Origin of the sequence: Paenibacillus sp. ICGEB2008, from assembly GCF_000307675.1 — a bacterium.
GTDB lineage: Bacteria > Bacillota > Bacilli > Paenibacillales > Paenibacillaceae > Paenibacillus > Paenibacillus polymyxa.
The window spans coordinates 1-23,532 of the sequence record NZ_AMQU01000022.1 but is presented as its reverse complement, the minus strand read 5'-3'; the positions used below and the strand labels follow the sequence as shown (position 1 = coordinate 23,532).

Below are 23,532 nucleotides of genomic sequence, written 5' to 3'. Positions count from 1 at the left end.
GTATTGTATCATGGAGGTTACCGCATTGCAACAACAAAAAGGGATTTGACCAAACATTATTTAATTGACTTCATTATAAAACAGGTCCCTGCCTGCTTTCAAATCCACTCATGTTAATAGTGCTTTATCGCTTGTCCCCCGAACGGTCCGATTGGTGCTGCTCCTCAATCCACGCGCGCTCCTTGCTTGTCAGTTCAGCCTGTTCCAGTAAGTCCGGTCGACGTTCCATCGTCCGACGTAACGCCTCTTGTCGTCTCCAAGAGTCAATATTGACATGATGCCCTGATAAGAGTACACCCGGCACTTTCCAGCCCCGAAACTCAGCAGGCCGAGTATAATGTGGGTATTCCAACAGTCCTGTACTAAACGAATCTGTTACCGCACTCGTTTCATTACCCAACACTCCTGGTAACAACCGTGTCACACTATCAATGACGACCATGGCTGGTAGCTCGCCACCAGTCAATACATAATCTCCGATCGAAAGCTCATCCGTCACCAGATGCTCTCGAATACGCTCATCATAACCCTCATAATGTCCACATATAAAAATAAGATGGTCCTCTTTGGCCAGCTCTTCCGCTTTTTTTTGCGTAAAAGTCTCTCCCTGTGGACACATCAAAATAATACGCGGAGTTTTTATGTCTGCATTATGTTCGGCATCTTCATATCGAATACCTTCAACGGCAGTTTCAAATGCTGGTTGCTCTGATTTATCCAACAGCGCCTCCACGGCAGCAAAAATAGGGTCAGGCTTCAAAACCATGCCGCCCCCACCACCATAGGGTGTATCATCCACTTGCCCATGCTTGTTACCGGCATACTGGCGAAAATTAACCGCTTGCAGTGATACAATCCCCTTATCCCTTGCTTTTCCCAGAATGCTTGCATTAAAAACTCCATCAAACATCTCTGGAAACAGGGTCAATACATCCACCCGCATTACAGCAGACCTTCCATTAACCGTACTGTAACCCGTTTTTCACGCACATTTACATCCAAAATAACATCCTCTATATACGGCAATAGCAGTTCTTTACCTTTAGGCATTTGGACTACCCATACATCATTGGCTCCCGGTGTCAAAATTTCTTTTACCACACCGAGCTCAGCTCCGTCTTCCGTTACTACTTCCATACCAACTACTTCATGAAAATAGAACTCGTTTTCTTCCAATTCCCCTAGCCGCTCAGCAGAGACCTTTAACAAAGTACCTTTATATTTTTCAACATCATTGATGTTGTGATATTCCTTAAATTTCACGATAACCATATTTTTTTGAAAACGCGCTGTTTCTACAGTTACGGGAATCGGTGCTTTGTCATCTGCTGGAAAGATCATTAGCTCGCTGCCTTTGGCAAAACGATCCTCAAGAAAATCAGTTGTCGTTAATATTTTTAGCTCACCGCGAATTCCATGTGTATTCACAATTTTCCCGACATTAAACATTTGCTGCATCGTGTTCCTCCTGCATGTAATCGGTTCCGCTCCATATCATCTTCATCATGTACGAAAAAGGGTTAGGACATACATCCTAACCCACTTTCGTATATCTTTAAGATATGATGTCTACGGTAACCCGTTTATCCATCTTAACGGCTGCTGATGCAACCACAGTGCGAAGCGCCTTGGCGATACGTCCCTGCTTGCCAATGATCTTGCCCACATCCTCAGGATGTACACTAAGCTCATACACTACAAGTCGATCCTTCTCCAAGGTCTTCACGGTCACATCATCCGGATGATCGACTAAAGCCTTAGCAATGATTATCACTAATTCTTCCATGGTTGACCCTCCGTATCAGCACCTTATTTCTGTGTTTTAAGCTCATGAAACTTTTTCAACACGCCCGCTTTGCTAAGCAAGTTGCGAACAGTGTCGGATGCTTGTGCACCATCTTGCAACCATTTCAGCGCTTTATCTTCATCAATTTTTACAACCGCTGGTACTGTAATAGGGTTGTAGTAACCGATTTCTTCGATAAAACGACCGTCACGCGGGGAACGAGAATCAGATACCACGACGCGATAGAAAGGAGCTTTATGTGCACCCATACGTTTCAGACGAATACGAACTGCCACGAAAATTCACCTCCTTCAAAAAGTAGACTGTATATTGCTATCCCATAAATCCAAAGGCCTATCGACCTTTCAACGGAAAGGAAACTTCATACCTTTGCCCATACTCTTCAGCTGCTTCAGAGCCTTGTTTTTGCCACCCTTAGGTCCCATCATATCTGAGAATTGCTTCATCATACGGCGCATTTCGTCAAATTGCTTAATGAGACGATTTACCTCAGCCAGCGATGTTCCACTACCTACAGCAATCCGCTTGCGACGGCTATGATTAATCATGTCCGGGTTTTGCTTTTCCTGTGTAGTCATCGAATGAACGATAGCCTCAATCCGGCCCATCTGTTTGTCATCCACTTTGATGTCTTTCATTTGCTTCATGTTGCCCATACCAGGAATCATATCGAGAATCTGGTCGATCGGGCCAAGCTTCTTAACCTGATCCATTTGCTCCAGAAAATCCTCGAAAGTAAACTCGGCATTGCGCATTTTCCGTTCCATTTCCTTCGCCTTATCGGCGTCGATATTGGACTGCGCTTTTTCAATCAGGGACAGCATGTCACCCATGCCTAAAATCCGTGAAGCCATTCGCTCAGGGTGAAACGGCTCCATCGCATCCAGCTTTTCACCCAATGTAGCAAACTTGATTGGGCATCCCGTCACAGCTTTAACCGACAAGGCCGCGCCACCACGAGTGTCGCCATCCAGCTTTGTCAGTACAACTCCCGTTAACTCAAGGCTATTGTTAAAGTGCTCCGCAACGTTAACTGCGTCCTGTCCTGTCATGCTATCTACAACCAGCAGAACTTCATCCGGTTTGACATTAGTATGGATCTGGCGCAACTCTTCCATGAGTTCTTCATCAACATGAAGACGACCGGCAGTATCTATAATAACGTAGTCATTACCATTATCCTTAGCATGCTGCATACCCTGTTTTGCGATTTCCACCGGGCTTGTCTGGTCTCCCAATGTAAATACAGGTGCATTAATCTGCTCACCGAGAATCTGAAGCTGCTTGATCGCGGCAGGTCTATAAATATCACCAGCTACAAGCAATGGACGATGGTTTTGCTTTTGCAGCAACTTCGCCAGCTTACCTGACGTCGTCGTCTTACCTGCGCCCTGGAGACCCACCATCATGATGACTGTAGGCGGTTTGTTTGCTTTGGCAAGCTTGGCCTGACTTCCACCCATCAACTCGGTCAATTCCTTGTTTACGATGTCGATAATGACCATACCTGGCGTAAAGCTGTCCATCACTTCCTTACCAACGGATTTCTCCTTTACCTTGGCAATAAAGTCCTTTACAACCTTGAAGTTAACGTCCGCTTCAAGCAAAGCCAATCGCACTTCACGCATTGCCTGAGCCACATCATCCTCAGACACCTTTCCTTTGCCGCGCAATTTACTGAATACATTTTGCAAGCGAGTCGATAATCCTTCAAATGCCATACTTTCGCACCTCCTTGTCTACCAGGGTTGTTAGTTCTTCATTTATATATCCTACAATTCCTGCAGGCGATTTACAATTTGTTGGACATGTTGCAATGTCCCCTCATCAGGCTTACCAACTTTACTGAATGCATCATATAGCGTCACATTCAGCTCCTCTAAATCTTGGAGTCTACGTTCATGCTTACTTAGCAATCCAAGCTTTTCCTCATACATTTCTAATACCTGTTCAGCACGTTTAATATGTTCATAGACTGCCTGACGGCTAATTTGGAATTCCGATGCAATTTCCCCTAAAGAAAAATCATCATGGAAGTAATATTTTAAAAACATCTGTTGCTTCTCTGTAAGTAGAGGTTCATAGAAGTCAAACAGTCGGTTAATCCGGTTTGTCTTTTCCAGCCGATTCTCCTGACTCATCGTGTATACCTCCATCGTCAAGGAAAAACACTTTACAGTTCTTTTCAACGTTCCTTATCATACATAAAAGAAAAGAAGATGTCAAGCGTTATCCCTTGTCATATAAAAAAAAAGCCGATCCGCTACCCTTAAACGGGAAAACAGATCGACTTTTTTTGTCCCTCTCACTCACACTCTTACCGGAGTAAGATACAGCAGAATAGCCAGAAAATGAAGTATGCTGCCTGCTAAAACAAACAGATGCCAGATCGCATGGTGATATGGAAATGCTCGCCACACATAAAAAATCGTGCCCAGCGTATACATAAGACCACCTACGAACAGTAGCGTCATCCCTCCGGCGGGAACAATGGCCATCAGGGGATTCCAGGCAATGGTAATAAGCCAGCCCATTATAATGTAAAACACAGTAGACATAAACAGGAAGCGTTTGGTGAAGAACGCCTTGAACAGTACACCAAACAAAGCGATCCCCCAAATCACTCCAAACAGCGTCCATCCCAGAGTACCTCGCAATGCAACGAGCATAAAAGGGGTGTAGCTACCTGCAATGAACAGGTAAATACAAGAATGATCGAATATTTCGAACAAATCCTTCAATTTTCCTTCACGCAGGCTATGAAGCAACGTGGAATTGGTATACAGCAACAGCATTGTAAATCCGTAAATTGTAAAGCTTACGACATGCCAAGCAGTTCCTTTCATGCTAGCAAAAACAATGAGCAGCACAAGCGCCGCCACACTTAAAACGGCTCCAATACCATGTGTAATCGCGTTAGCTACTTCTTCCCGTCGGGAATAAGTATAGGTGTTTGCCATCGTTTTTTCACCCGGCTTCCTGAGTAATATTTTTTTACAAGAATTTATCCGGCATCGCCAAACCTTTTGCTTTCATTATACAGTTGGGCGGGCTTATGCAGCAACAGGAGCACTGCTTAGTCCCAGACTTATAAGCAAGCCTAATCAAACGGATTAGTTCTGCTCTTCCTCGCCAGTAGCAGTTGCTTCGACAGCCTCTTCTTGGATCAAACCGGCGAACAAGGCATGAACGAATTGTTCTGAATCAAACGGTTGTAGATCATTCACTTTTTCACCTAAGCCTACCAGCTTAACAGGCAAATTCAATTCCTGACGGATGGCCACAACAATCCCACCCTTTGCTGTACCATCCAATTTTGTCAGTACCAGACCGGTTACGCCGCTCTTCTCACCAAATAGCTTGGCTTGGTTAAGTGCATTTTGTCCAGTCGTCGCATCAAGTACCAACAAAACTTCATGAGGTGCGTCTGGAATTTCACGCTGGATAACGCGGAATATTTTGTTCAATTCCTCCATCAGATTGCTTTTATTCTGAAGACGTCCTGCTGTATCGCACAACAAAACATCTACTTGACGCTGCTTGGCAGCCTGTACGGCATCAAACATAACCGCAGCTGGATCAGAACCAGATTGTTGTTTGATAACCTCTACTCCTGCCCGCTGACCCCAAACCTCCAACTGTTCAATCGCGCCCGCTCGGAACGTATCTCCAGCGGCTAACAATACTTTTTTGCCCTCTTGTTTAAAACGGTGAGCCAACTTGCCAATGGTCGTTGTTTTGCCGACTCCATTAACGCCTACGAATAGAATGACTGTAATCCCGTCTGGATTCATTTTGAGCTGACTATTGTCATTGCCCCGCAGCAACTCAGACAGCTTTTCCGACAGTACAGGCTGTAACTCGGATGCATCCTCGATTTTGCGTTTTTTCACTTCTCCCCGCAAGTCTTCAATGAGGTTCATAACCGTATTGACGCCTACGTCCGCTCCGATCAGAATTTCTTCCAGTTCCTCATAAAATTCCTCATCAATTTTTTTACGGCGAATCATAAGGTCCGTTACTTTTTCAACAAAACCTTTACGTGTCTTTTCCAAGCCATCTTTGAACTGCTTTGTGACCGATTCCGTTTTGCTTGCGATGCTTTCCTTCAATTTTCTAAAGAAACTCATGGATTCCCTCCGTTGATCTGAAAGTATGTTATTTGATGTCAGGCAATCTCAGCTTCATCGTTGTCCAGCTTGACAGATACGAGTTTAGAAACCCCGCCTTCTTCCATTGTCACCCCGTACAGCACATCGGATTCTTCCATGGTGCCCTTACGGTGTGTAACTACGATAAACTGTGTCTGCTCTGAGAATTCCCGTAAATACTGAGCAAAACGCACCACATTTGCTTCGTCTAATGCTGCCTCTACTTCATCAAGTACACAGAATGGAACAGGTTTAACGTGTAAAATGGCAAATAATAAAGCCATTGCTGTTAGAGCCCGTTCACCGCCTGACAACAACTGCAGGTTTTGAAGTTTTTTGCCTGGAGGCTGAGCTACAATGTCAATACCCGTCTCCAGCAATCGTTCTGGATCAAGCAACACAAGGTCTGCACGTCCGCCTCCGAACAGCTTGGAAAAAACCGTTCCAAATTCGCGACGAATCGCATCGAACGTGGTCTTGAAGCGTTTGGACATTTCATCATCCATTTCACGAATAACCTGGTAGAGCGTTGTCTTGGCCTCTACCAAATCAGACTTTTGCTCATCCAGAAACGTATAACGCTCGTGTACACGCTGGTATTCCTCAATAGCACCCAGATTAACCTCACCCAGCGCAGAGATCCCGCGTTTGAGCCTTTCCACCTCACTCTGCGTACCTTCAATATCTTCCGGTATAGGGTAACGCTGCTTGGCCAGCTCATAGCTGAGTTCATAATCATCACTTAATTTTTTCAAAACATTTTCCAGTTCCACGTCAAGTCGGTTTACTCCAATTTCTGTTTGGCGAAGCAGTTCCTCCACCGACTTAAGCTGAATTCGCTGTTCTTTTGTATCATTCTCAGCAGCTTCCAGTTTTTGGGATAAGCTGCTACGTGCAGCCCGTTTGAACTCCAATTGCTCTGCAGCTTCTTCCTTTTTCAAACGGTATTGATTGAGATTTTCAATCTGTTTTACGGTCTCCTGCTCATTGGTGAGCAAATCGGCTTCAATGGAAGCAAGCAAGGTCTTGTTTTGTCTTGAATCCTTACCAAGGGTATCATAATCCCCACGCAATCTACGAATCTGCTCTTCCAATGAAAAACGCTCTTGGTCCAGCTTGCCTTCTCTTACCTTGAGATTCGTAAGCTCTCCCTGCAGCTGCTCTTTGGCTGATTCATTCGCTTTACGCGCAAATTCGGCAGCGTGAATGGCCTGATGCGTTTTCTTCTCTTCTTCCTCCAGCGCAGCCAACTTTACCAGTGCTTCTGCACGGGAAGCTTCCAGCTCCTTGATTTCCTGGTCAAAGCCCTTTTTCTCCTGACCAGACGCAGCTACCTGCTCCAGTACATGACGAAGTTCATGCTCGAGTTGTTTGAGCTCCATTGCCATCTGCTGCTCTTCGGTCCGCTTCACATCGCCACCCTGGCGCAGTTCGTCCAGACGGGTCTGTGTCTCCTCCAACTGCCGTTTGGTATCTATTGCACTCTGACGCAATCTTGCAATTTGCTGTTCCGTATCTAGAATGTCTTGATCTAACTGATCCAGCTGACGTTTACGGCCTAGCAGATTAGCATTTTTCTTGAACTGGCTCCCCCCAGTCATGGAACCACCTGCATTGACAACATCGCCTTCCAGCGTGACAACACGATATCTATATTGGCAACGGGCCGCAATGCGATTGGCATCTTCCAACGTACGAGCAATGACCACATTCCCCAAGAGACTGCCTACGATTCCGGCATATCGATCATCATACTGAATAAGATCTGCACCGATCCCGACAAAGCCTTCTGCGCTTTCTACAATCTGGCGTTCCCCCGCACCGATCTGACGCGGACGGATAACATCCATAGGCAAGAATGTCGCTCTGCCCAGTTGACGTTGCTTTAGAAAACTGATCGCCTGTCTGGATACCGATTCATTTTCCATCACAATATGCTGAACTGAAGCGCCCAAAGCGGTTTCCATCGCCTGCTCTAAATGCTCAGGTACTCGAATCAGCTCCGCTACCGCTCCATGCACACCGTGCAAAGTACCCTTGCGTGAAGCCTTTAACACCTCTTTAACTCCGAGCATGAAGCCGTCAAAGTCATCCTGCATTTCTTTCATTGTATCTCGTCGTGAAATTTGGGCCTCTCGTTTTTGTTCCCATTTACGAACCGTACCCTGGTTTTCTTCCAGTAGTTTTTGCAGGGCCTGGTATTGTTCACTTCCCTGAATATAGCCACTGCGCAAACTGCTAATTTCCTGTCCCAGCTTCTGAATCGCTGCTTCCAATCCTTTTTTTCGCTGTTCAAGCTCAGCTTTCTGGGCTTCCCATTTGCCGGATTCATCACTCACGCGATTCACTCGGCGTTCCAACGCTTCCCTCTGTTGGTCGGTATAACGAATTTCGTTACGCGCCTGCGCCATCTGATTCATCAGCTCCAGCAGACCACCCTTAAGGCTCTCCTCTTGCTCCTGGCTGATTCCACCTGTGACGCCAATCAGTTTGGCTTCTTCGTCAGACAGTCGCGCACGCAACTCGTCCAACTCTACATTCAGCGTTGACAGCTTTTCATTTAGTTGATCCAGTTCGCTTTTGCGTTCGGAATGCCGTGATTCGCTTGTGCTGAGGGATAAGATCAATTGTTCCCGATTGGCCTCCAAATTGCGTGTGCGCTCTTTGAGCAATTCACCGTAGCCTTCACTTTTTTCCGTAGCTTCACTGTATTGCAGCAGATCCTTTTGCAGACGTTCTACTTGCTCTTCCAGCTGCCGTAATTCATTGCGGTCGTTTTCCAACATTGCATCATGGCGGGACACCACTGTAGACAATTGAAGCTGCTCCTGCTGCAACAAAGCTAGTTTGGAAGTTGCTTCGCTCCATGAAGAGTGAATTTGTTCAATTTGATGCACGTACATCGAAATTTCTTTTGATTTTAATTCACTGCGCAGCTCTTTATAATGAATCGCCTTTTCAGACTGTTCCTTAAGAGGTCCAATCTGATCCTCCAGTTCACTGACCAAATCGTGAATACGCAGCAAATTTTGCTCTGTTTCATCCAGCTTGCGAACCGCATCTTTTTTACGTGATTTATATTTTACAATACCCGAGGCTTCCTCAAAAATCCCCCGTCGATCCTCAGATCGGGTACTCAGAATTTCTTCAATACGTCCTTGCCCAATAATCGAATAAGCTTCTTTACCAATCCCTGTATCCATAAACAGCTCTGTAATATCTCGAAGTCTGCATGATTGACGATTAATGAAATATTCACTATCCCCACTCCGATGCACACGTCGCGTTACCGTCACTTCACCAAAATCCAGAGGCAACGCCTGATCTTCATTATCCAGCGTAAGCGATACTTCACCGTAATTAACAGCCTTACGAGCGTCACTACCTGCAAAGATAATGTCCTCCATCTTGCCGCCACGCAGTGATTTGGCACTCTGTTCGCCCAGCACCCAACGAATTCCATCGGAAATATTACTTTTCCCGCTCCCATTGGGTCCGACGACTGCCGTAATGCCGCGGACAAATTCCATTTCCGTTTTATCTGCAAACGATTTGAAGCCCGCCAGCTCAATGCGCTTTAAAAACATCCTCAATCTCACCTCTAACATTCAAATATGCTTGTACAACACCATTGACCTGATTGATATGAATTATCCCTATTGTAGCATAAGACTAATGTGGAAAAAGCACAGTATCGACGCTCACGTTATAGCAGTAAAGCCACGAAAAAAGAGCAAAACGCAGTCCATTCGCCATTACGGGCCGGGACTCCCCGCGGACTGCCCTTTGCTCTTACTTTGTGTCCTCTGCTTGCGTCACCCGTTCGGGTCGCTCAGGTACCGATTACGATTCCGCCAGCTTCAAACGGTTTAAAGCAACTGCCGCCGCTTGCTGCTCAGCTTCTTTTTTAGAGCGTCCTGTACCTGCCCCCAACCGTTCACTGTCCATATATACCTCGGCTACAAACTCGCGCTCATGGGCAGGTCCGCGTTCCTCGACAATTTTGTATTCAAGCATCCCCATGTTATGATGCTGTGTCAGTTCCTGAAGCTCTGTTTTGAAATCACTCATCTGAAGCTTACCGTTTAATACAATTTGAGGAAAAATATAACGTTCTAGAAACGACCGGACGGCTTCCAGACCCTGATCCAAATAAAGCGCGCCTACGAACGCCTCGAACACATCAGCCAACAGAGCAGGACGAGTACGTCCGCCTGTCAGCTCTTCACCTTTTCCAAGCAGTACATACTGCCCGAACTCAAGCCCGACAGCAAACTTCACCAAAGAAGGCTCACAGACAATAGCTGCACGCAACTTGGTTAGTTCGCCTTCGGGCCGGTTAGGGTACTGATTGTACAATTGCTCGGACACCGTCAGCTCCAGAACAGCGTCACCCAGAAATTCCAGACGCTCATTATCTGCATGCTGACTGAACCGATGTTCGTTTACGTAGGAAGCGTGCGTAAAGGCCTGCTTCAGAAGCTGCCGATTGTTGAATTGAATATGAAGTTTCTGCTGTAATTGCTTCAAGTCTCCACTCAACGAACTGACCCCTTACGCTTCATATTTTTTTAGAATAACCGTAGCATTGTGACCGCCAAAACCAAAGGAATTGGACATAACCACATTCAGTTCCGCTTTTCTTGGCTCATTAGGCACATAATCAAGATCACAAGCCGGGTCTTGATTATCCAAATTAATTGTTGGCGGAATCGTCTGATGTTGAAGCGCAAGACCACAGATTACAGCTTCAACACCTCCCGCTGCACCCAGTAGATGCCCTGTCATCGACTTGGTTGAGCTGATCGCTACCTTATAGGCATGCTCTCCAAGCGTTTTCTTGACTGCTTCTGTTTCCGACTTGTCACCAACCGGTGTAGATGTACCGTGCGCATTGATATAATCGATATCTTCAGGATTCAACCCAGCATCACGGATCGCCATTCTAATGCAGCGTGCTGCTCCCTCTGGATCCGGCTCTGTCATATGATGGGCATCACCAGAAAGACCGTAGCCAATCACTTCGCCGTAAATATGTGCACCACGCTTCAAGGCATGATCCAACGATTCCAGAATCAGAACACCAGAGCCTTCGCCCATAACAAACCCGTCTCTTTCGGTGTCAAATGGACGACTTGCCTTTTCCGGCTCATCGTTACGTGTGGACATCGCTCTCATGGAGCAAAATCCAGCAATACCAATCGGGCGAATCGTCGCTTCGGCACCGCCGCAAATCATAGCGTCAGCGTCACCACGCTGAATCATGCGGAAGGAATCACCAATGGCATGACTACCTGTGGCACAAGCCGTAACTGGCGATGTATTGGGGCCCTTAGCACCGAGTGAAATCGAAACTTGACCGGAACCCATATTAGCAATCATCATCGGGATGAAGAAAGGGCTTACGCGTTTAGGTCCCTTTTCGATCAATGCATTATGCTGATCTTCCCAAGTACCCAATCCGCCAATGCCAGAACCGACAGATACACCAACACGCTCGGCATCCACATTCTCTCCGATTACGAGCTTACTGTCCTCAAGTGCCAATTTACTAGCAGCAACCGCAAACTGCACAAAGCGGTCCATTTTGCGCGCATCCTTACGATCGATATAATCCTCTGGATTAAAATCTTTAATGGAAGCGGCTATTTTCGTAGTGTACTCACTTGTATCGAAAGCTTCGATTTTACTGATACCAGATTTACCAGCCATCAGATTATCCCATAGTGTGTTCAAATCCTGTCCCAGCGAAGTGATTACACCCATTCCTGTTATGACAACACGTTGTTTCAAAGATAATCACCTCTATGTCTACTGCAAATTGTATTTTTAGATCGCACACGCTTGTGTACAAAAATAATATAGAATCAACTAAAGTTAGTAATGCCGCATTATACTCAGCCGTTGACGAAGTGAAGCTAAGCAAATTCAAAAACACACGACAATTCCGTCTTTAGTTCAATCTGTATAATTAGGAGAAAGTCCCGCCTGTAACAGAACGGGACTTTTGATGACATGAATTAGGTATGAGATTGTATGTACTTCACAACTTCACCTACAGTTGTAATTTTCTCTGCATCTTCATCAGAGATTTCCATATCAAACTCATCTTCCAATTCCATAACCAATTCAACTACATCGAGAGAATCAGCGCCTAAATCATCTTTAAAAGATGCTTCAAGTGTAACTTCGGCTTCGTCGGCTCCCAAACGGTCAACGACAATGCGTTTTACGCGCTCCAATACATCGGACATCCGGCTCACCTCCTCCTTATGGTATTATACGAAAATTACAATTAAAATGCCATAGAAGAGAGTTTTCATTAACTACTCTTCATCGGGGCATGCGGATTGGCAACATGAACTACATATACATGCCGCCATCCACATGCAAAGTCTGGCCCGTCATATATGAGGAAGCATCCGAGGCCAAGAATAGCACCACATCTGCAATTTCCTCAGGCCGTCCAAGACGGGCCAGCGGAATACCGCTAAGCATATTGTCACGCAAATCATCAGCCAGCACCTGCGTCATTTCAGTATCAATGAATCCAGGAGCCACACAGTTGACTGTAATTCCTCTTGAGGCAAGCTCTCTAGCAGAGGATTTAGTAAGACCAATCACTCCCGCTTTAGCAGCAACATAGTTGGCTTGTCCTGCGTTACCAAGTACACCAACAACGGAAGAGATATTGATAATTCGGCCGGAACGCTGCTTCATCATTGGGCGTGTCGCCGCTTTGAGACAATTAAACACACCCTTGAGATTCGTTTCGATCACCTGATCGAATTCCTCTTCTTTCATCCGCATGATTAAATTATCTCTTGTTATGCCAGCATTATTCACCAGGATATCAATCTTGCCCCAAGCGCCAACCACATCCTTGATCAACTGATCAGCTTCTTCAGCACGTCCCACATTAGCCTGAACTGTAATAGCTTCCACACCTTTGGCACGAATCAGCTCTGCTACCTCAGTCGCAGCCGCTTCACTACCAGCATAGTTTACTGCAACATTAGCGCCTGCTTCAGCCAGCGCCAGTGCGATACTACGGCCAATTCCGCGCGATGCTCCCGTAACCAGCGCTGTTTTTCCACTTAATGGCTTAGACATCATTATCCTCCCTTGCAAGTATTTAACCCGTAAAGGTAATCATTAATACTTTTAACGGGCTTCTAGGGCTTCTGTTATAGAAGCAAACGACTCCAGGTTACTCATGTTATACAGCTTAACCGTTTTGTCAATCTTTTTAACCAGTCCGGTCAAAACACTTCCCGGTCCGAACTCAACAAAGGTGTCCACCCCTTGTTCCAGCAGCCATGCTACGCTGTCTTCCCATAGTACCGGGGAATAGACCTGTTCCACCAACAGTTGGCGAATTTCACTTCCCTCACGTACAGGTTTTGCTGTCACATTGGTCACAACCGGGATCTGGGCTTCGGCAAATTTCACAGTCTCCAATTTATCGGAGAGCTTATCTGCCGCTTCCTTCATCAATGACGAGTGAAAAGGTCCGCTGACCTCCAAAGTAATAGCACGCTTGCCACCTGCTTCCTTCACACGTTCAGCGACGGCAGCTACGCCCGCCTGTGTACCGGATACAACAATTTGTCCGGGACAGTTGATGTTAGCCAGTTCTACCAGTTGACCAGATTCTGTGATATCACGGCACAATGCCGCCAATGCTTCACGATCAGCGCCCAGCACAGCAGCCATCCCGCCTTGTCCATCAGGAATGGCCTGCTCCATAAACTGACCACGTGCACGAACAGTCTCAACTGCATCCTCAAATGTGAGAACACCGGAAGCCACTAGAGCACTGTACTCTCCTAGACTGTGCCCAGCCACATAATCAGGCGGATGCCCTTTTCCTTGAACGCTTCATACAACGCAATACTCGCCGTTAACAGCGCAGGCTGCGTATTGGATGTTTGCTTCAAGGCTGTGTCAGGCCCTTCAAAGATCAGTGTGCTTAGCGCGAAACCCAAACGTTCGTCCGCTTTACGGAATACTTCTGTTGCAGCCGGAACTGCTTCATAAGCATCTTTAGCCATACCTACAGCTTGTGAACCCTGACCGGGAAATATAAATGCCGTTTTGCCCATCGTGCATGCACCTCTCTGTATCCAATGCTTCTTCTGTAAAACACCAGACAAATTCAATATTATATCAAATCTTCCACTTAATTACCAGATAAGAACCGACGCACCCCAAGTCAAACCGCCACCAAAGCCCACCATTAGTATACGGTCGCCTTCCTTCATGCGGCCTTCCTCAGCTGCTTCCACAAGAGCAAGAGGAATGGATGCTGCGGATGTATTCGCATATTTATTAACATTAATAACTACCTTTTCCTCTGGCAAATCCAAACGTTGCATTGCTGATTGGATGATTCGGATATTGGCTTGATGCGGAACGAACAGATCGATGTCATCTTTGGACAACCCAGCTTTTTCCAACACATCAACCGTTGCTGTTCCCATAACGCGAACCGCGAACTTGAACACTTCGCGTCCATTCATATAAATATAGTGCTGTTTATTTTCCAGTGTGTCTGCACTCGCAGGCAAACGTGAGCCCCCAGCTTCCAACTTGAGCAAGGTGCCTCCAGCGCCTTCAGCCCCCAGATCAAAGGATTGGAATCCTCTACCTTCAGGTACTTCACCAATCACTACAGCTCCTGCTCCATCTCCGAAAAGCACGCAGGTGTTGCGGTCAGTATAATCTGTAATCCGGGAAAGGCAGTCTGCACCAATGATTAACGCATTGTTATAAATACCTGTCTTAATGAAGCTCGTTGCCGTAGCCAGCCCGTACACAAAACCCGAGCATGCAGCAGACAAATCGAAAGCCGCTGCGCCTTTGGCCCCCAACTTGTCCTGAAGAATGCAAGCAGTTGACGGAAACGCCATATCTGGTGTAACCGTAGCTACTATAATCAGGTCCAGATCTTGTGCCGTCATACCCGCAGACTCCAACGCCTTAACTGCTGCTTCATAAGCCAAATCAGATGTAGCCTGTTCAGGAGCAGCAATATGGCGCTCCTGAATCCCTGTACGGCTAACAATCCACTCATCACTTGTTTCAACGATTTCTTCCAAATCTTTATTGGTCAGAATTTTCTCAGGTACGTATTTCCCTGTTCCGATAACACCAACCGGCCGTAATTTATTCATATCGTCACTCACTTCCTGCTGATTTCCTTGGATATACTTTCCACCAACCGGTTTTGCAAGGCCGTACGAGCCTGCCTTACCGCATTTTTGACGGCAATGCCATCAGACGAACCGTGACTTTTTAAGACGAGTCCGCTCAACCCCAACAAAGGAGCCCCGCCGTGCTCTTTATAATCGAGTTTCCCTTTCAGCCCCCGAAGTTCAGGCATAATCAAGGCTGCCGCAAGCTTGGTCTTTAAGGATTTGGTGAACTGCTCTTTAAGGAGAGAAAATATCGCTCCGGCTGTTCCCTCTAGCGATTTTAGCATAATGTTTCCGGCGAATCCGTCGCACACCAGTACATCACAATTTCCGGTTAACACATCTCTGGATTCAACATTCCCCACAAAATTGACAGGTAACTGCTCGATAAGAGGATACGCCAACTTTGTTAGTTCATTGCCTTTTCCTGCTTCAGTCCCAACATTCAGCAGACCTACCCTTGGAGAAGCCACTCCGTGAACTTTCTGACGGTACAAGCTCCCCATCAGTGCGTACTGGGCAAGATGTTCAGGCTTAGCATCCATATTGGCCCCCAAGTCCAGCGCCAGAATACCTTGATCATCAATCGTCGGTATCATCGGCGCGAGAGCCGGACGCTCAATGCCCTCCATTCTTCCAACCACTAGTAATCCTGTAGTCATTAGAGCGCCTGTATTACCTGCGGAAATCATGGCATCCGCTTCGCCTTCTCTAACCATTCGACCCGCTACGACCATGGAGGCATCCTTTTTACGCCGCACTGCCTTTACAGGTTCGTCCTGCGCATCTATCGTTTCGGACGTATGGCGAATGGTGAGGTTCGTCGGCAGCGCCCTCCCGTTCAAAACCGCTTCAATCCGTTCCCGGTCACCAACCAGCGTAATGTCTGTATCCTTCCATTCCGCCGCCGCAGATAACGCGCCCTCTACTGTCGCCTCAGGAGCATTATCTCCTCCCATGGCATCAATGGCGATCCGCATGCTGACTTCCTCCTTCGCTATACTCTTCCTCCGTGGAGCGATAAATGACAAAGTTGCCTTGGAATACCATTTCTTCTCCTACGTAAGCAAACACTTCCACTTTGGCCTTCCCTTTTTGTTCTGGATTTGAGCGTACATATGCCTTGGCAATACATTTTTCACCCAAATGAACCGGACGAACAAAGCGAATATCCGCTGAAGCGGTCAATGCTATCTCATCGTTAATTACGGCAACGGCCAATGAATTGGCCTGTGCAAACACATAATGTCCTCGCGCAATGCCTGTACGTGAAAAAGTATGTTCCTCTTTGATTTCAAAAATCGAAATACCACTTCGATCCAACTGGAGATCAACGATGTCCCCAATTACTTCATGTAAAGGCAAGGAACGAACCTGATCGTAGGAGCGCTCAGCCATCAGCTTTAGCCGCTCCCGTAATTCTGGGATTCCCAGTTCCATCCGGTCCAGCCGAATGGTCTGAATGCTTACCTTCAGCTGTCTTGTCAATTCCTGATCCGTCACGAACGGATTATCGTCAATTAATTGAGTCAGCCGTTGCTGTCTCTGTCTCTTCGGCAAACGTTCGATATCAGTGACGCCTCCTTTCCCTACAGTAAACTGCCGTTCAGCCGACAGTTCAGGTTACTTCACGTTCTAACGGCTAAACTTCAAGCCGGTTTGTCTTCTTGTATGTATAAAGGAACCCCTTAGGCCCTTCTTTCTTAGAACCTGGTACTAAAACAGTATATAGCATGCTGACGCAAAAAGAAAGCATGCTGATAAAAAAAGTAGCGCCTCACTGTAGTGAAGCGCTACTTTCTCTGCGAATATTCCAAAGAATCCGCTTATCGGACATTATTGAGAGATGATCTCTCTAGCTTTGTACGTTCCGCAAACTTTGCACACATGGTGAGCAAGTTTCAATTCGCCGCATTCGGAGCATTTCACCATACCTGGTACTTCCAGTTTAAAGTGAGTACGACGTTTGTCGCGACGAGTTTTGGATGTTCTCCGTTGAGGTACTGCCATTATTCCCACCTCCTTAAACAGATCAACCCCGCATGACGGGTATGACTTCTTATCTCATTCAAGACCGAAAGAAAATGCCAAAAGACAATGATCTTACAGCCGGTGAATCAAGCCTGCAACATCCACGTATCGGTTCAATAACTTCCCGGCACAAGCGGATGATGATTTTTTTCAGAATTGAACTCAATTCTCATTTAAAAAAATCCTTAAGCCCTGCCAGACGCGGATCAATCTTTTCCGTATCACTATCGTTACTGTCGTCGGAGCCAAGGCTCCAGTCTTGTCCGGCCGCTGGCGCGATCCCCTGACAATCCTCACTGCATATAGGCGCAAACGGCACATGCAGTACAAACAGTTCTTCACAATACGGTGCAATGTCGAAGGAATCCTCCGTCACTGCGATAAAATCGCCATCTTCATCCTCCTCTTCAACATTTGAAGATGAGGTTTGCTTAAACCGTTCACGAAATTCAATATTCAAATCCTCGTGCATCGGGCTCAAACAGCGGGAGCAAAGCATGTCCAGACCTGCGGTCAACGTGCCTTCCACACTCATCGAGCCTTGACCCAGACTAACGGCGACCAAGTCGGTCTCCAGCGGGGAAACGGCTGTAACATCAGCACGATCATCCACCAATTCACTCACATTAAGAGATTCACGGATAGGAAAGGGACCGTCACTTGTTGCTACTTTGCGAAAAAATAGTTGCATCACTATCACTCCAAACAAACAAAAATTATTATACCGACTGATCGAGTCGTTTGTCAACACCTTTCACTTTACACCACTTACAAATCCATCGATTTTCCAATGGTTCGGCAAGATCTATGCGGATGCAAAAATGTGTTGTATTTATCATGTACCTGTGAGTATTCGTACCCCCGCCACTCTTCGTGTACAATAATGCGAGTATAAAGCTTTTTGCTCCAGGTCTCAATGGTCTTGTTCAAGTGCATGATGAAATATCAGATAGCTGCCCTGAAAACATGCATTCGCTAGTAGTAAACCACTCATTCAAAATAGTTATCAAATAAGCTACTTCAAGAAAGGAGCCGACATACAGTCTTGAAAACACTCGGTATCATTGTAGAGTATAATCCCCTACATAACGGACATGTCCATCACTGGAAGGAGTCTCTTCGTATCACTGGTGCACAGCGAACGGTGGCTGTGATGAGCGGTCCCTTCCTTCAACGAGGCGAACCCGCGATTACAGACAAATGGTCACGCACCGAAATGGCACTTGCTATGGGGGTAGATCTGGTTCTGGAGCTGCCTGTGGCCTATGCTGTCCAGCCCGCAGAATGGTTTGCCCGCGGCGCGGTGACCCTGCTCTGCGCGACGGGCATCGTCGACGCGCTCTGCTTCGGCAGCGAGAGCGGAGATATCGCCCCGCTGCACACGCTGGCCCGCGTGCTGGCGGCAGAGCCGGCCGAACTCAAGGCCGGCATCGCCCAGCGCCTGAGCAAGGGCGCAAGTTATCCTGCCGCCTACGCAGGAGCCGCAGCCGCGCTGGCGGCCGAAGGAGCGGACGGTGCTGCGCTCGCCGCTCTCATGCAGCAGCCCAACAATACGCTCGGGCTGCATTACTTGATTGCGCTGGAACGGCTGGGCAGCACAATCAAGCCCTTTACGGTGGCCCGCACGGGATCGGGATACCATGAGACGGTGGCGCCTGCGGACGGAGTCATCGCCAGCGCCACGGCCATCCGCCGTCTGCTGCTGGACGGCGGGCCGGAGGCCGCGTCGCCGTACGTACCTGCGGCGACCCTGGAGATTTTGCAGCGCGAGTGGCAAGAAGAACGTGCCCCGCTGCATTGGGAAGCGTTCTGCCAGCCGTTGCTGAACGCCCTGATCACGCGTAGCCCGCAGCAGCTGGCGGAGCTGCACGAGGTCACCGAAGGGCTGGAGCATCGCCTACAGCAATCACTGTACACGCTGCCTCATCCCTCTATGGAGGCCCTGTTTGCCGCTGTCAAGACAAAGCGCTATACTCGTACAAAGCTTCAGCGGATGTGTACACATATTTTACTGAATCATGCCAAAGCTGATATGACTCCCACTGAGCTGGCGAAAGGTCCCGGCTATATCCGCGTGCTCGGCTTTAATAGGGCTGGACGCGAGCTGCTGGCGCGAATGAAAGACACCGCCACCCTGCCAGTATGGGTCAAGCCGTCTGCCGGATCACATGCCCATCTGGACTGGGATACTGCCGCAGCCGCCATACATGCAGCCGGGATGCCGCGTCCCGCCATACGTGACATGTATGCTGATTACTTACGACCGCCCCTTATGGTTTAATAGGAAGCTTTTCCATATAATTCAGCGCATCGCCAAGCTTGCGAACCGGGACAAGCTTCATCTGGGTTCCGATTTGCTCTGCTTTGGCTTTGGCCTCTTTATAATTATCCGCCGGGACGAAAAACAATTCCGCACCCTGACGGTCAGCAGCGACGATTTTATACTTGGCGCCACCAATCGCTCCAACCTGACCGTCCTTATCAATAGTACCCGTACCGGCTACACGATATCCCTTACTTAAGTCACCTGGCGTCAACTGGTTATAGATTTCCATAGTAAACATCAAACCTGCCGAAGGTCCGCCGACATCCGTGGATGTAAAATGAATCGTTTTACGTCCATCCTTCGGCTCTACCTTCTGTACTGTAGCAATACTGACACCAAACCCGGAACGTTGTTTTCTCGTCTCACTGTCCGTGATGGTTGTTAATGGAGCTTGCACTGCCAGCAACTTTCCATCGCGCTTTAGCTTCACTTTAGCCAGCGTTCCGGGTTTCTCATCCTTCAATGCCTTCCGAATGGAATGATTATCAGTTACCCTCGTACCGTTTAACTCTAATATTTCATCTCCGGGCTCAAACACGCTGTTCGGTCCCGGAACCTTAAATACATACACATAATCCGGCACAATGCGATAGGAAACATGGGCACGGGTATAGGCAGCCTCCATCGCGGAAGATTGGGAATCCCCCATATACCATACCTGCTCTGCTGCATATTCATCTTCACTTCTGCCATGCAGACGATCCTCTTTGCGCTGAATCTCCGAGTTGCTGTCCAGTTTGGACATAGCTAGCATGATGACATTGGCATATCGCGCCGATACCGTCGTCATCATAAAGCTCCCCCGTTCGTTGCTATCACCTTCCTGTACTTTAACCATCGGTTTGATCTCGTTTGCCCCACCTGGTCCATAGATCAGATAAGGGGTTGGCATATAAACCAGCACATAGACCATTGCAGCCAGCATTAAGACATAACCGGTTGTAAAAAAGGCTCTTTTCCGGTTAATTCGCATCATTGCTTCTCCCCCTTGCAGCCTAACTTCTCTTATCTTACCCAAGTGCCTCTGCACCACCTGTTCTCAAGCCTTCCAAAAAAGCATACATTGTTTACGACAACATGTACGAGCAACCTATATCCAGACAATGAAGGTGCATAACGCTGGAGACAGCATCCGACTCTCCTTAGTATATTTATGAGAGGTGAAATCTTTGATGCAAAAGGAAGCCCGCCCTGCTCCTTACTGGACAACCTTGCTGCTTGGCCTCGGAGCCATATTGCTTGTAATGGCTATTGTTGCCTCACCAGAAGAAGTATTTCAAGCCTCTACCCAGGGACTTAAATTATGGTGGAGCATTATTTTCCCGGCCATGCTGCCTTTTTTGATGCTATCTGAAATGCTCATCGCCTTTGGTCTGGTACATGGTCTAGGTGTTCTGCTGGAGCCGTTCATGCGATCCTGGTTTCGGCTGCCGGGACGAAGCGGCTGGGTATTGGCCCTCGGTCTAACTGCGGGATTCCCGGCTGCTGCGGAAGCGGTACGCCAATGGGCACAACAGGAGGATATGACCGCGCTTCAGCTTCGACGTCTGACCGCTATCGCTCATTTCTGCAATCCGATTACGATCCTGCTCGTCATTGGCACAGGACTGCTGCACAATGCTGCTGTAGGTGGGCTGTTACTTGCTGTTCACTGGATTTCCGGGCTGCTGGCAGGCTGGATCACAGCCAGAATACCTGATTCGTCCAGAAAATCGAAAAAACGGGAAACGCCAGCTGCCATCCGGCGCGCTTCTGTTTCCCGCACTACCACCTCCCTGATCCGATCCGCATGGGAAGCTACCCGCTCTGCCAGAGAACGGGATGGCCGCAGCTTTGGAAAACTGTTAGGCGAAACCGTATCCCATGCTGTACAGATGCTGATGGTGACAGGTGGATTCATTATTTTCTTTTCCGTACTGATTCGGCTGCTGACCTTATACTCAGGTCAAGGAACGCTTTCTATGGTGTGGCCTGCCTGGATGGAAATCCATCTGGGTTCCTATGAAATCAGCCGCCTGCCCTACGATCTCCGTACACAAGCAGCGCTGATCAGTGCTGTGTTGGGCTGGGGCGGCTTGTGCGGCTGGCTTCAAATTACCGCCGTCACCAAACCTTCCGACAAGGGCATCACCTTCACCTTATCACGAGTGCTACATGGGATCATTGCTTTTGGACTAACCTTGGCGGCATGGACTCCGCTTAGCCACATTGTCAGTAATACAATTCCTGCTTACGTCAGCCGCAGTTCTGTATCTTCTTTTGCCGAAAGTGTAAATGATTCCGGATCGCAATCTGTCATGGCCGGAGCCAGCAGCTTATTAACACAAATAGTAGGAACATCCATGTACCCCTGGCAACTAACCGTACTGTCCGTTGTACTTCTGAGTACGATTATACTTGCTCTGCTCGCCGTTTCCTTTATGACTTCATGGTGGAGCCACCGCGATTCGCGCTAACCTTGGCACGCAGTGCGTCTTCCACCTCTGGTGACACCAGATCTACGACCTTGCCATCAAAATGCGCAATTTCCTTCACCATACTGGAACTCAGATATGAATAAGCCGGGTTGGTCATCATAAAGATCGTTTCCGCATCCGGGTTCAACTTATGATTTGTAGAGGCTAATTGGAGTTCATATTCAAAATCGGTCACTGACCGAATTCCTCTGACAATAACCTGAGCCCCTTTTTGGCGTACATAATTGGCTGTCAGATCACGGAAGCTGTCCACTTCAACGTTTGGAATATCGCGAGTTACCGTACGTAGCAGCTCCATTCGCTCCTCAAGTGAAAACAGCGGATTTTTACTAATATTGTTAAGAACCGCGACGATCAGTAAATCAAACTGTCGGGCCGCTCTTTGAATAATATCCTGATGCCCCATCGTCACGGGATCAAAGGTTCCCGGATATACGGCAATACGTGGTTTGTGCTCAATCATGATGGTCCTCCCCGTCTGATTCGGTGATGCCGAATTTGACCCCTTCGGCTTCTGTATGTTCTTCGGCGTCTGACAAAGCATCATCAAAGTGATAAATGGATAACGCTGTTTCACCATAGACCGCTTTTCTAACCTGTTCAAACGGTCCGAAACTTATCGGATACTCATGTCCCGATTCATACTCCAGCACGATGATTGCACCTGAACGAAGCAAGTCCAACTCGGCCATGCGGCTCATCAATTCATCCCCGTGCTTGAGACGATAAGGCGGGTCCAGAAAAACAGCATCAAAAAGAGCTCCACGTTTTGCCAGCGCCTTAAGCGCTCGTCCGGCATCATTGCGGAACACTTCTGCCTTTCCTTCCAATCCAGTTTTTCGCAAATTTTCTTTAATGACATCAATGCTTTTGGATTCCATATCAATAAAAACTGCCTTGTCCATTCCCCGACTAAGCGCCTCTATACCCAGGCCGCCACTGCCAGCAAACAAATCAAGCGCGACTCCTCCATCAAAATAAGGACCTATCATGCTAAATAGCGCTTCCTTGACCTTATCCGTGGTCGGTCGCGTCCCGGTGCCGGGAACTGCCTTTAACGGCCTTCCTTTGGCACTACCCGATACCACTCTCACGCTGAAACTCACCTATTTTCTATATGTGTTCATAACCATATAAAGATTATGACGTTATCGTACCACATGCATCGCCGTTTGAAAAACTTAGTGATGAAGCAGGTATAAAAAACCATCTCCTGGGCATCCTTAGGATATCGGCATTCAACCAATGTCGTAGACAACCGCGGAGAAGACTTACGTTTCCCCATAAGCTCTTCGTCCGGTTTCTCCTCTCCCATTCGGGCGCTCTTTCGTAGAGCGCCTGTTTTTTTGCATAAAAAGAAGCTCAGATTGTCGAGAAACCCCGTCTTTTTGAGACGTGGTTTTTTTTTCTTTACATACGAGATCTCTGGTCTCTGGAAAAACAGGGTTCACCCCTGTTTTTCCAGGCGATCCAGGTGGATCGCCATCTTCTTCATGTTCTGCACGGCTGCCGTCATGAGGCTTGTTCCCTGCGTTCGGAACGT

General features: G+C 47.6%; 24 protein-coding genes and 1 pseudogene. 2 read left to right on the top strand and 23 right to left on the bottom strand.

Going from position 1 to position 23,532, the window contains the following annotated elements; genetic code table 11:
• Positions 1-124: 124 nt before the first annotated feature.
• From trmD to C400_RS0119105, 19 genes and pseudogenes are all read right to left on the bottom strand, one after another.
• Entirely contained in the window at positions 125-943 is an 819-nt protein-coding gene (trmD, locus tag C400_RS0119195; RefSeq protein WP_017427913.1) for a tRNA (guanosine(37)-N1)-methyltransferase TrmD, read from the bottom strand.
• Positions 943-1,458: a ribosome maturation factor RimM gene (rimM, locus tag C400_RS0119190; protein ID WP_016819279.1), complete on the bottom strand. Its 516-nt coding sequence runs from the start codon at positions 1,456-1,458 to the stop codon at positions 943-945. The genes trmD and rimM overlap by 1 nt, the downstream gene beginning before the upstream one ends.
• Positions 1,459-1,555: 97 nt before the next feature.
• Positions 1,556-1,786 (bottom strand): KH domain-containing protein, encoded by a 231-nt coding sequence (locus tag C400_RS0119185; protein WP_013370648.1) that lies wholly within the window; start codon positions 1,784-1,786, stop codon positions 1,556-1,558.
• Positions 1,787-1,809: 23 nt separating this feature from the next.
• Positions 1,810-2,082: a 30S ribosomal protein S16 gene (gene rpsP / locus C400_RS0119180; protein ID WP_013370647.1), complete on the bottom strand. Its 273-nt coding sequence runs from the start codon at positions 2,080-2,082 to the stop codon at positions 1,810-1,812.
• Between the two features lie 69 nt (positions 2,083-2,151).
• Complete coding sequence (ffh, locus tag C400_RS0119175) at positions 2,152-3,528, bottom strand: signal recognition particle protein (protein WP_017427912.1); 1,377 nt, start codon at positions 3,526-3,528, stop codon at positions 2,152-2,154.
• A gap of 51 nt (positions 3,529-3,579) precedes the next feature.
• A complete protein-coding gene (gene ylxM, locus C400_RS0119170; protein WP_017427911.1) occupies positions 3,580-3,948 on the bottom strand; it encodes a YlxM family DNA-binding protein in 369 nt (122 codons plus the stop codon).
• Between the two features lie 168 nt (positions 3,949-4,116).
• Positions 4,117-4,767, bottom strand: coding sequence for a PAQR family membrane homeostasis protein TrhA (gene trhA / locus C400_RS0119165; protein WP_017427910.1), 651 nt, complete (start codon positions 4,765-4,767; stop codon positions 4,117-4,119).
• A 153-nt stretch (positions 4,768-4,920) separates the two neighbouring features.
• Positions 4,921-5,937, bottom strand: coding sequence for a signal recognition particle-docking protein FtsY (gene ftsY / locus C400_RS0119160; RefSeq protein ID WP_016819275.1), 1,017 nt, complete (start codon positions 5,935-5,937; stop codon positions 4,921-4,923).
• A gap of 38 nt (positions 5,938-5,975) precedes the next feature.
• Positions 5,976-9,545, bottom strand: a complete 3,570-nt coding sequence (gene smc / locus C400_RS0119155) for a chromosome segregation protein SMC (protein ID WP_017427909.1) — start codon at positions 9,543-9,545, stop codon at positions 5,976-5,978.
• A gap of 256 nt (positions 9,546-9,801) precedes the next feature.
• Positions 9,802-10,500 (bottom strand): ribonuclease III, encoded by a 699-nt coding sequence (rnc, locus tag C400_RS0119150; RefSeq protein ID WP_013309856.1) that lies wholly within the window; start codon positions 10,498-10,500, stop codon positions 9,802-9,804.
• A gap of 12 nt (positions 10,501-10,512) precedes the next feature.
• Complete coding sequence (gene fabF, locus C400_RS0119145) at positions 10,513-11,751, bottom strand: beta-ketoacyl-ACP synthase II (RefSeq protein WP_016819273.1); 1,239 nt, start codon at positions 11,749-11,751, stop codon at positions 10,513-10,515.
• Between the two features lie 227 nt (positions 11,752-11,978).
• A complete protein-coding gene (locus C400_RS0119140; RefSeq protein ID WP_007429985.1) occupies positions 11,979-12,212 on the bottom strand; it encodes an acyl carrier protein in 234 nt (77 codons plus the stop codon).
• 109 nt (positions 12,213-12,321) lie between these two features.
• Positions 12,322-13,071, bottom strand: coding sequence for a 3-oxoacyl-[acyl-carrier-protein] reductase (fabG, locus tag C400_RS0119135; protein WP_017427908.1), 750 nt, complete (start codon positions 13,069-13,071; stop codon positions 12,322-12,324).
• A 51-nt stretch (positions 13,072-13,122) separates the two neighbouring features.
• A pseudogene (gene fabD, locus C400_RS0119130) lies at positions 13,123-14,063 on the bottom strand (ACP S-malonyltransferase).
• 81 nt (positions 14,064-14,144) lie between these two features.
• Entirely contained in the window at positions 14,145-15,134 is a 990-nt protein-coding gene (locus tag C400_RS0119125) for a beta-ketoacyl-ACP synthase III (RefSeq protein WP_017427907.1), read from the bottom strand.
• A gap of 8 nt (positions 15,135-15,142) precedes the next feature.
• Entirely contained in the window at positions 15,143-16,135 is a 993-nt protein-coding gene (gene plsX / locus C400_RS0119120) for a phosphate acyltransferase PlsX (RefSeq protein WP_017427906.1), read from the bottom strand.
• Positions 16,119-16,715: a transcription factor FapR gene (fapR, locus tag C400_RS0119115; RefSeq protein WP_014599659.1), complete on the bottom strand. Its 597-nt coding sequence runs from the start codon at positions 16,713-16,715 to the stop codon at positions 16,119-16,121. Before fapR ends, plsX begins: the two co-directional genes overlap by 17 nt.
• 276 nt (positions 16,716-16,991) lie before the next feature.
• Complete coding sequence (gene rpmF, locus C400_RS0119110) at positions 16,992-17,165, bottom strand: 50S ribosomal protein L32 (protein WP_013370634.1); 174 nt, start codon at positions 17,163-17,165, stop codon at positions 16,992-16,994.
• A 190-nt stretch (positions 17,166-17,355) separates the two neighbouring features.
• Positions 17,356-17,877 carry a YceD family protein gene (locus C400_RS0119105; RefSeq protein ID WP_017427905.1) on the bottom strand — a complete coding sequence of 174 codons (522 nt, stop codon included), beginning with the start codon at positions 17,875-17,877 and terminating at the stop codon, positions 17,356-17,358.
• 354 nt (positions 17,878-18,231) lie between these two features.
• Between C400_RS0119105 and C400_RS0119100 the strand changes: the two genes are divergently transcribed.
• A complete protein-coding gene (locus tag C400_RS0119100; protein WP_017427904.1) occupies positions 18,232-19,467 on the top strand; it encodes a nucleotidyltransferase in 1,236 nt (411 codons plus the stop codon).
• On the opposite strand, the gene C400_RS0119095 is transcribed toward C400_RS0119100, so the two are convergent.
• Positions 19,457-20,488 (bottom strand): SepM family pheromone-processing serine protease, encoded by a 1,032-nt coding sequence (locus tag C400_RS0119095; RefSeq protein ID WP_017427903.1) that lies wholly within the window; start codon positions 20,486-20,488, stop codon positions 19,457-19,459. The genes C400_RS0119100 and C400_RS0119095 overlap by 11 nt on opposite strands.
• Positions 20,489-20,684: 196 nt before the next feature.
• Here C400_RS0119095 and C400_RS0119090 point away from each other — a divergent pair, with 196 nt between their 5' ends.
• Positions 20,685-21,968, top strand: coding sequence for a nucleoside recognition domain-containing protein (locus tag C400_RS0119090; RefSeq protein WP_016819265.1), 1,284 nt, complete (start codon positions 20,685-20,687; stop codon positions 21,966-21,968).
• On the opposite strand, the gene coaD is transcribed toward C400_RS0119090, so the two are convergent.
• The 3 genes from coaD to C400_RS28075 all read right to left on the bottom strand — a co-directional run.
• Entirely contained in the window at positions 21,931-22,452 is a 522-nt protein-coding gene (coaD, locus tag C400_RS0119085) for a pantetheine-phosphate adenylyltransferase (protein ID WP_016819264.1), read from the bottom strand. The genes C400_RS0119090 and coaD overlap by 38 nt on opposite strands.
• Positions 22,445-23,083 carry a 16S rRNA (guanine(966)-N(2))-methyltransferase RsmD gene (gene rsmD / locus C400_RS0119080; protein ID WP_016819263.1) on the bottom strand — a complete coding sequence of 213 codons (639 nt, stop codon included), beginning with the start codon at positions 23,081-23,083 and terminating at the stop codon, positions 22,445-22,447. Before rsmD ends, coaD begins: the two co-directional genes overlap by 8 nt.
• 177 nt (positions 23,084-23,260) lie before the next feature.
• On the bottom strand, positions 23,261-23,532 hold a 272-nt coding region (locus C400_RS28075), incomplete at its 5' end, for a hypothetical protein (RefSeq protein WP_232795398.1).

Coding starts and splice junctions, on each gene's coding strand:
- trmD (WP_017427913.1), bottom strand. CDS start 943: ATGCGGGTGGATGTATTGACCCTGTTTCCAGAGATGTTTGATGGAGTT.
- rimM (WP_016819279.1), bottom strand. CDS start 1,458: ATGCAGCAAATGTTTAATGTCGGGAAAATTGTGAATACACATGGAATT.
- C400_RS0119185 (WP_013370648.1), bottom strand. CDS start 1,786: ATGGAAGAATTAGTGATAATCATTGCTAAGGCTTTAGTCGATCATCCG.
- ffh (WP_017427912.1), bottom strand. CDS start 3,528: ATGGCATTTGAAGGATTATCGACTCGCTTGCAAAATGTATTCAGTAAA.
- ylxM (WP_017427911.1), bottom strand. CDS start 3,948: ATGAGTCAGGAGAATCGGCTGGAAAAGACAAACCGGATTAACCGACTG.
- trhA (WP_017427910.1), bottom strand. CDS start 4,767: ATGGCAAACACCTATACTTATTCCCGACGGGAAGAAGTAGCTAACGCG.
- ftsY (WP_016819275.1), bottom strand. CDS start 5,937: ATGAGTTTCTTTAGAAAATTGAAGGAAAGCATCGCAAGCAAAACGGAA.
- smc (WP_017427909.1), bottom strand. CDS start 9,545: ATGTTTTTAAAGCGCATTGAGCTGGCGGGCTTCAAATCGTTTGCAGAT.
- C400_RS0119140 (WP_007429985.1), bottom strand. CDS start 12,212: ATGTCCGATGTATTGGAGCGCGTAAAACGCATTGTCGTTGACCGTTTG.
- fabG (WP_017427908.1), bottom strand. CDS start 13,071: ATGTCTAAGCCATTAAGTGGAAAAACAGCGCTGGTTACGGGAGCATCG.
- C400_RS0119125 (WP_017427907.1), bottom strand. CDS start 15,134: ATGAATAAATTACGGCCGGTTGGTGTTATCGGAACAGGGAAATACGTA.
- plsX (WP_017427906.1), bottom strand. CDS start 16,135: ATGCGGATCGCCATTGATGCCATGGGAGGAGATAATGCTCCTGAGGCG.
- rpmF (WP_013370634.1), bottom strand. CDS start 17,165: ATGGCAGTACCTCAACGGAGAACATCCAAAACTCGTCGCGACAAACGT.
- C400_RS0119105 (WP_017427905.1), bottom strand. CDS start 17,877: ATGCAACTATTTTTTCGCAAAGTAGCAACAAGTGACGGTCCCTTTCCT.
- C400_RS0119095 (WP_017427903.1), bottom strand. CDS start 20,488: ATGATGCGAATTAACCGGAAAAGAGCCTTTTTTACAACCGGTTATGTC.
- C400_RS0119090 (WP_016819265.1), top strand. CDS start 20,685: ATGCAAAAGGAAGCCCGCCCTGCTCCTTACTGGACAACCTTGCTGCTT.
- coaD (WP_016819264.1), bottom strand. CDS start 22,452: ATGATTGAGCACAAACCACGTATTGCCGTATATCCGGGAACCTTTGAT.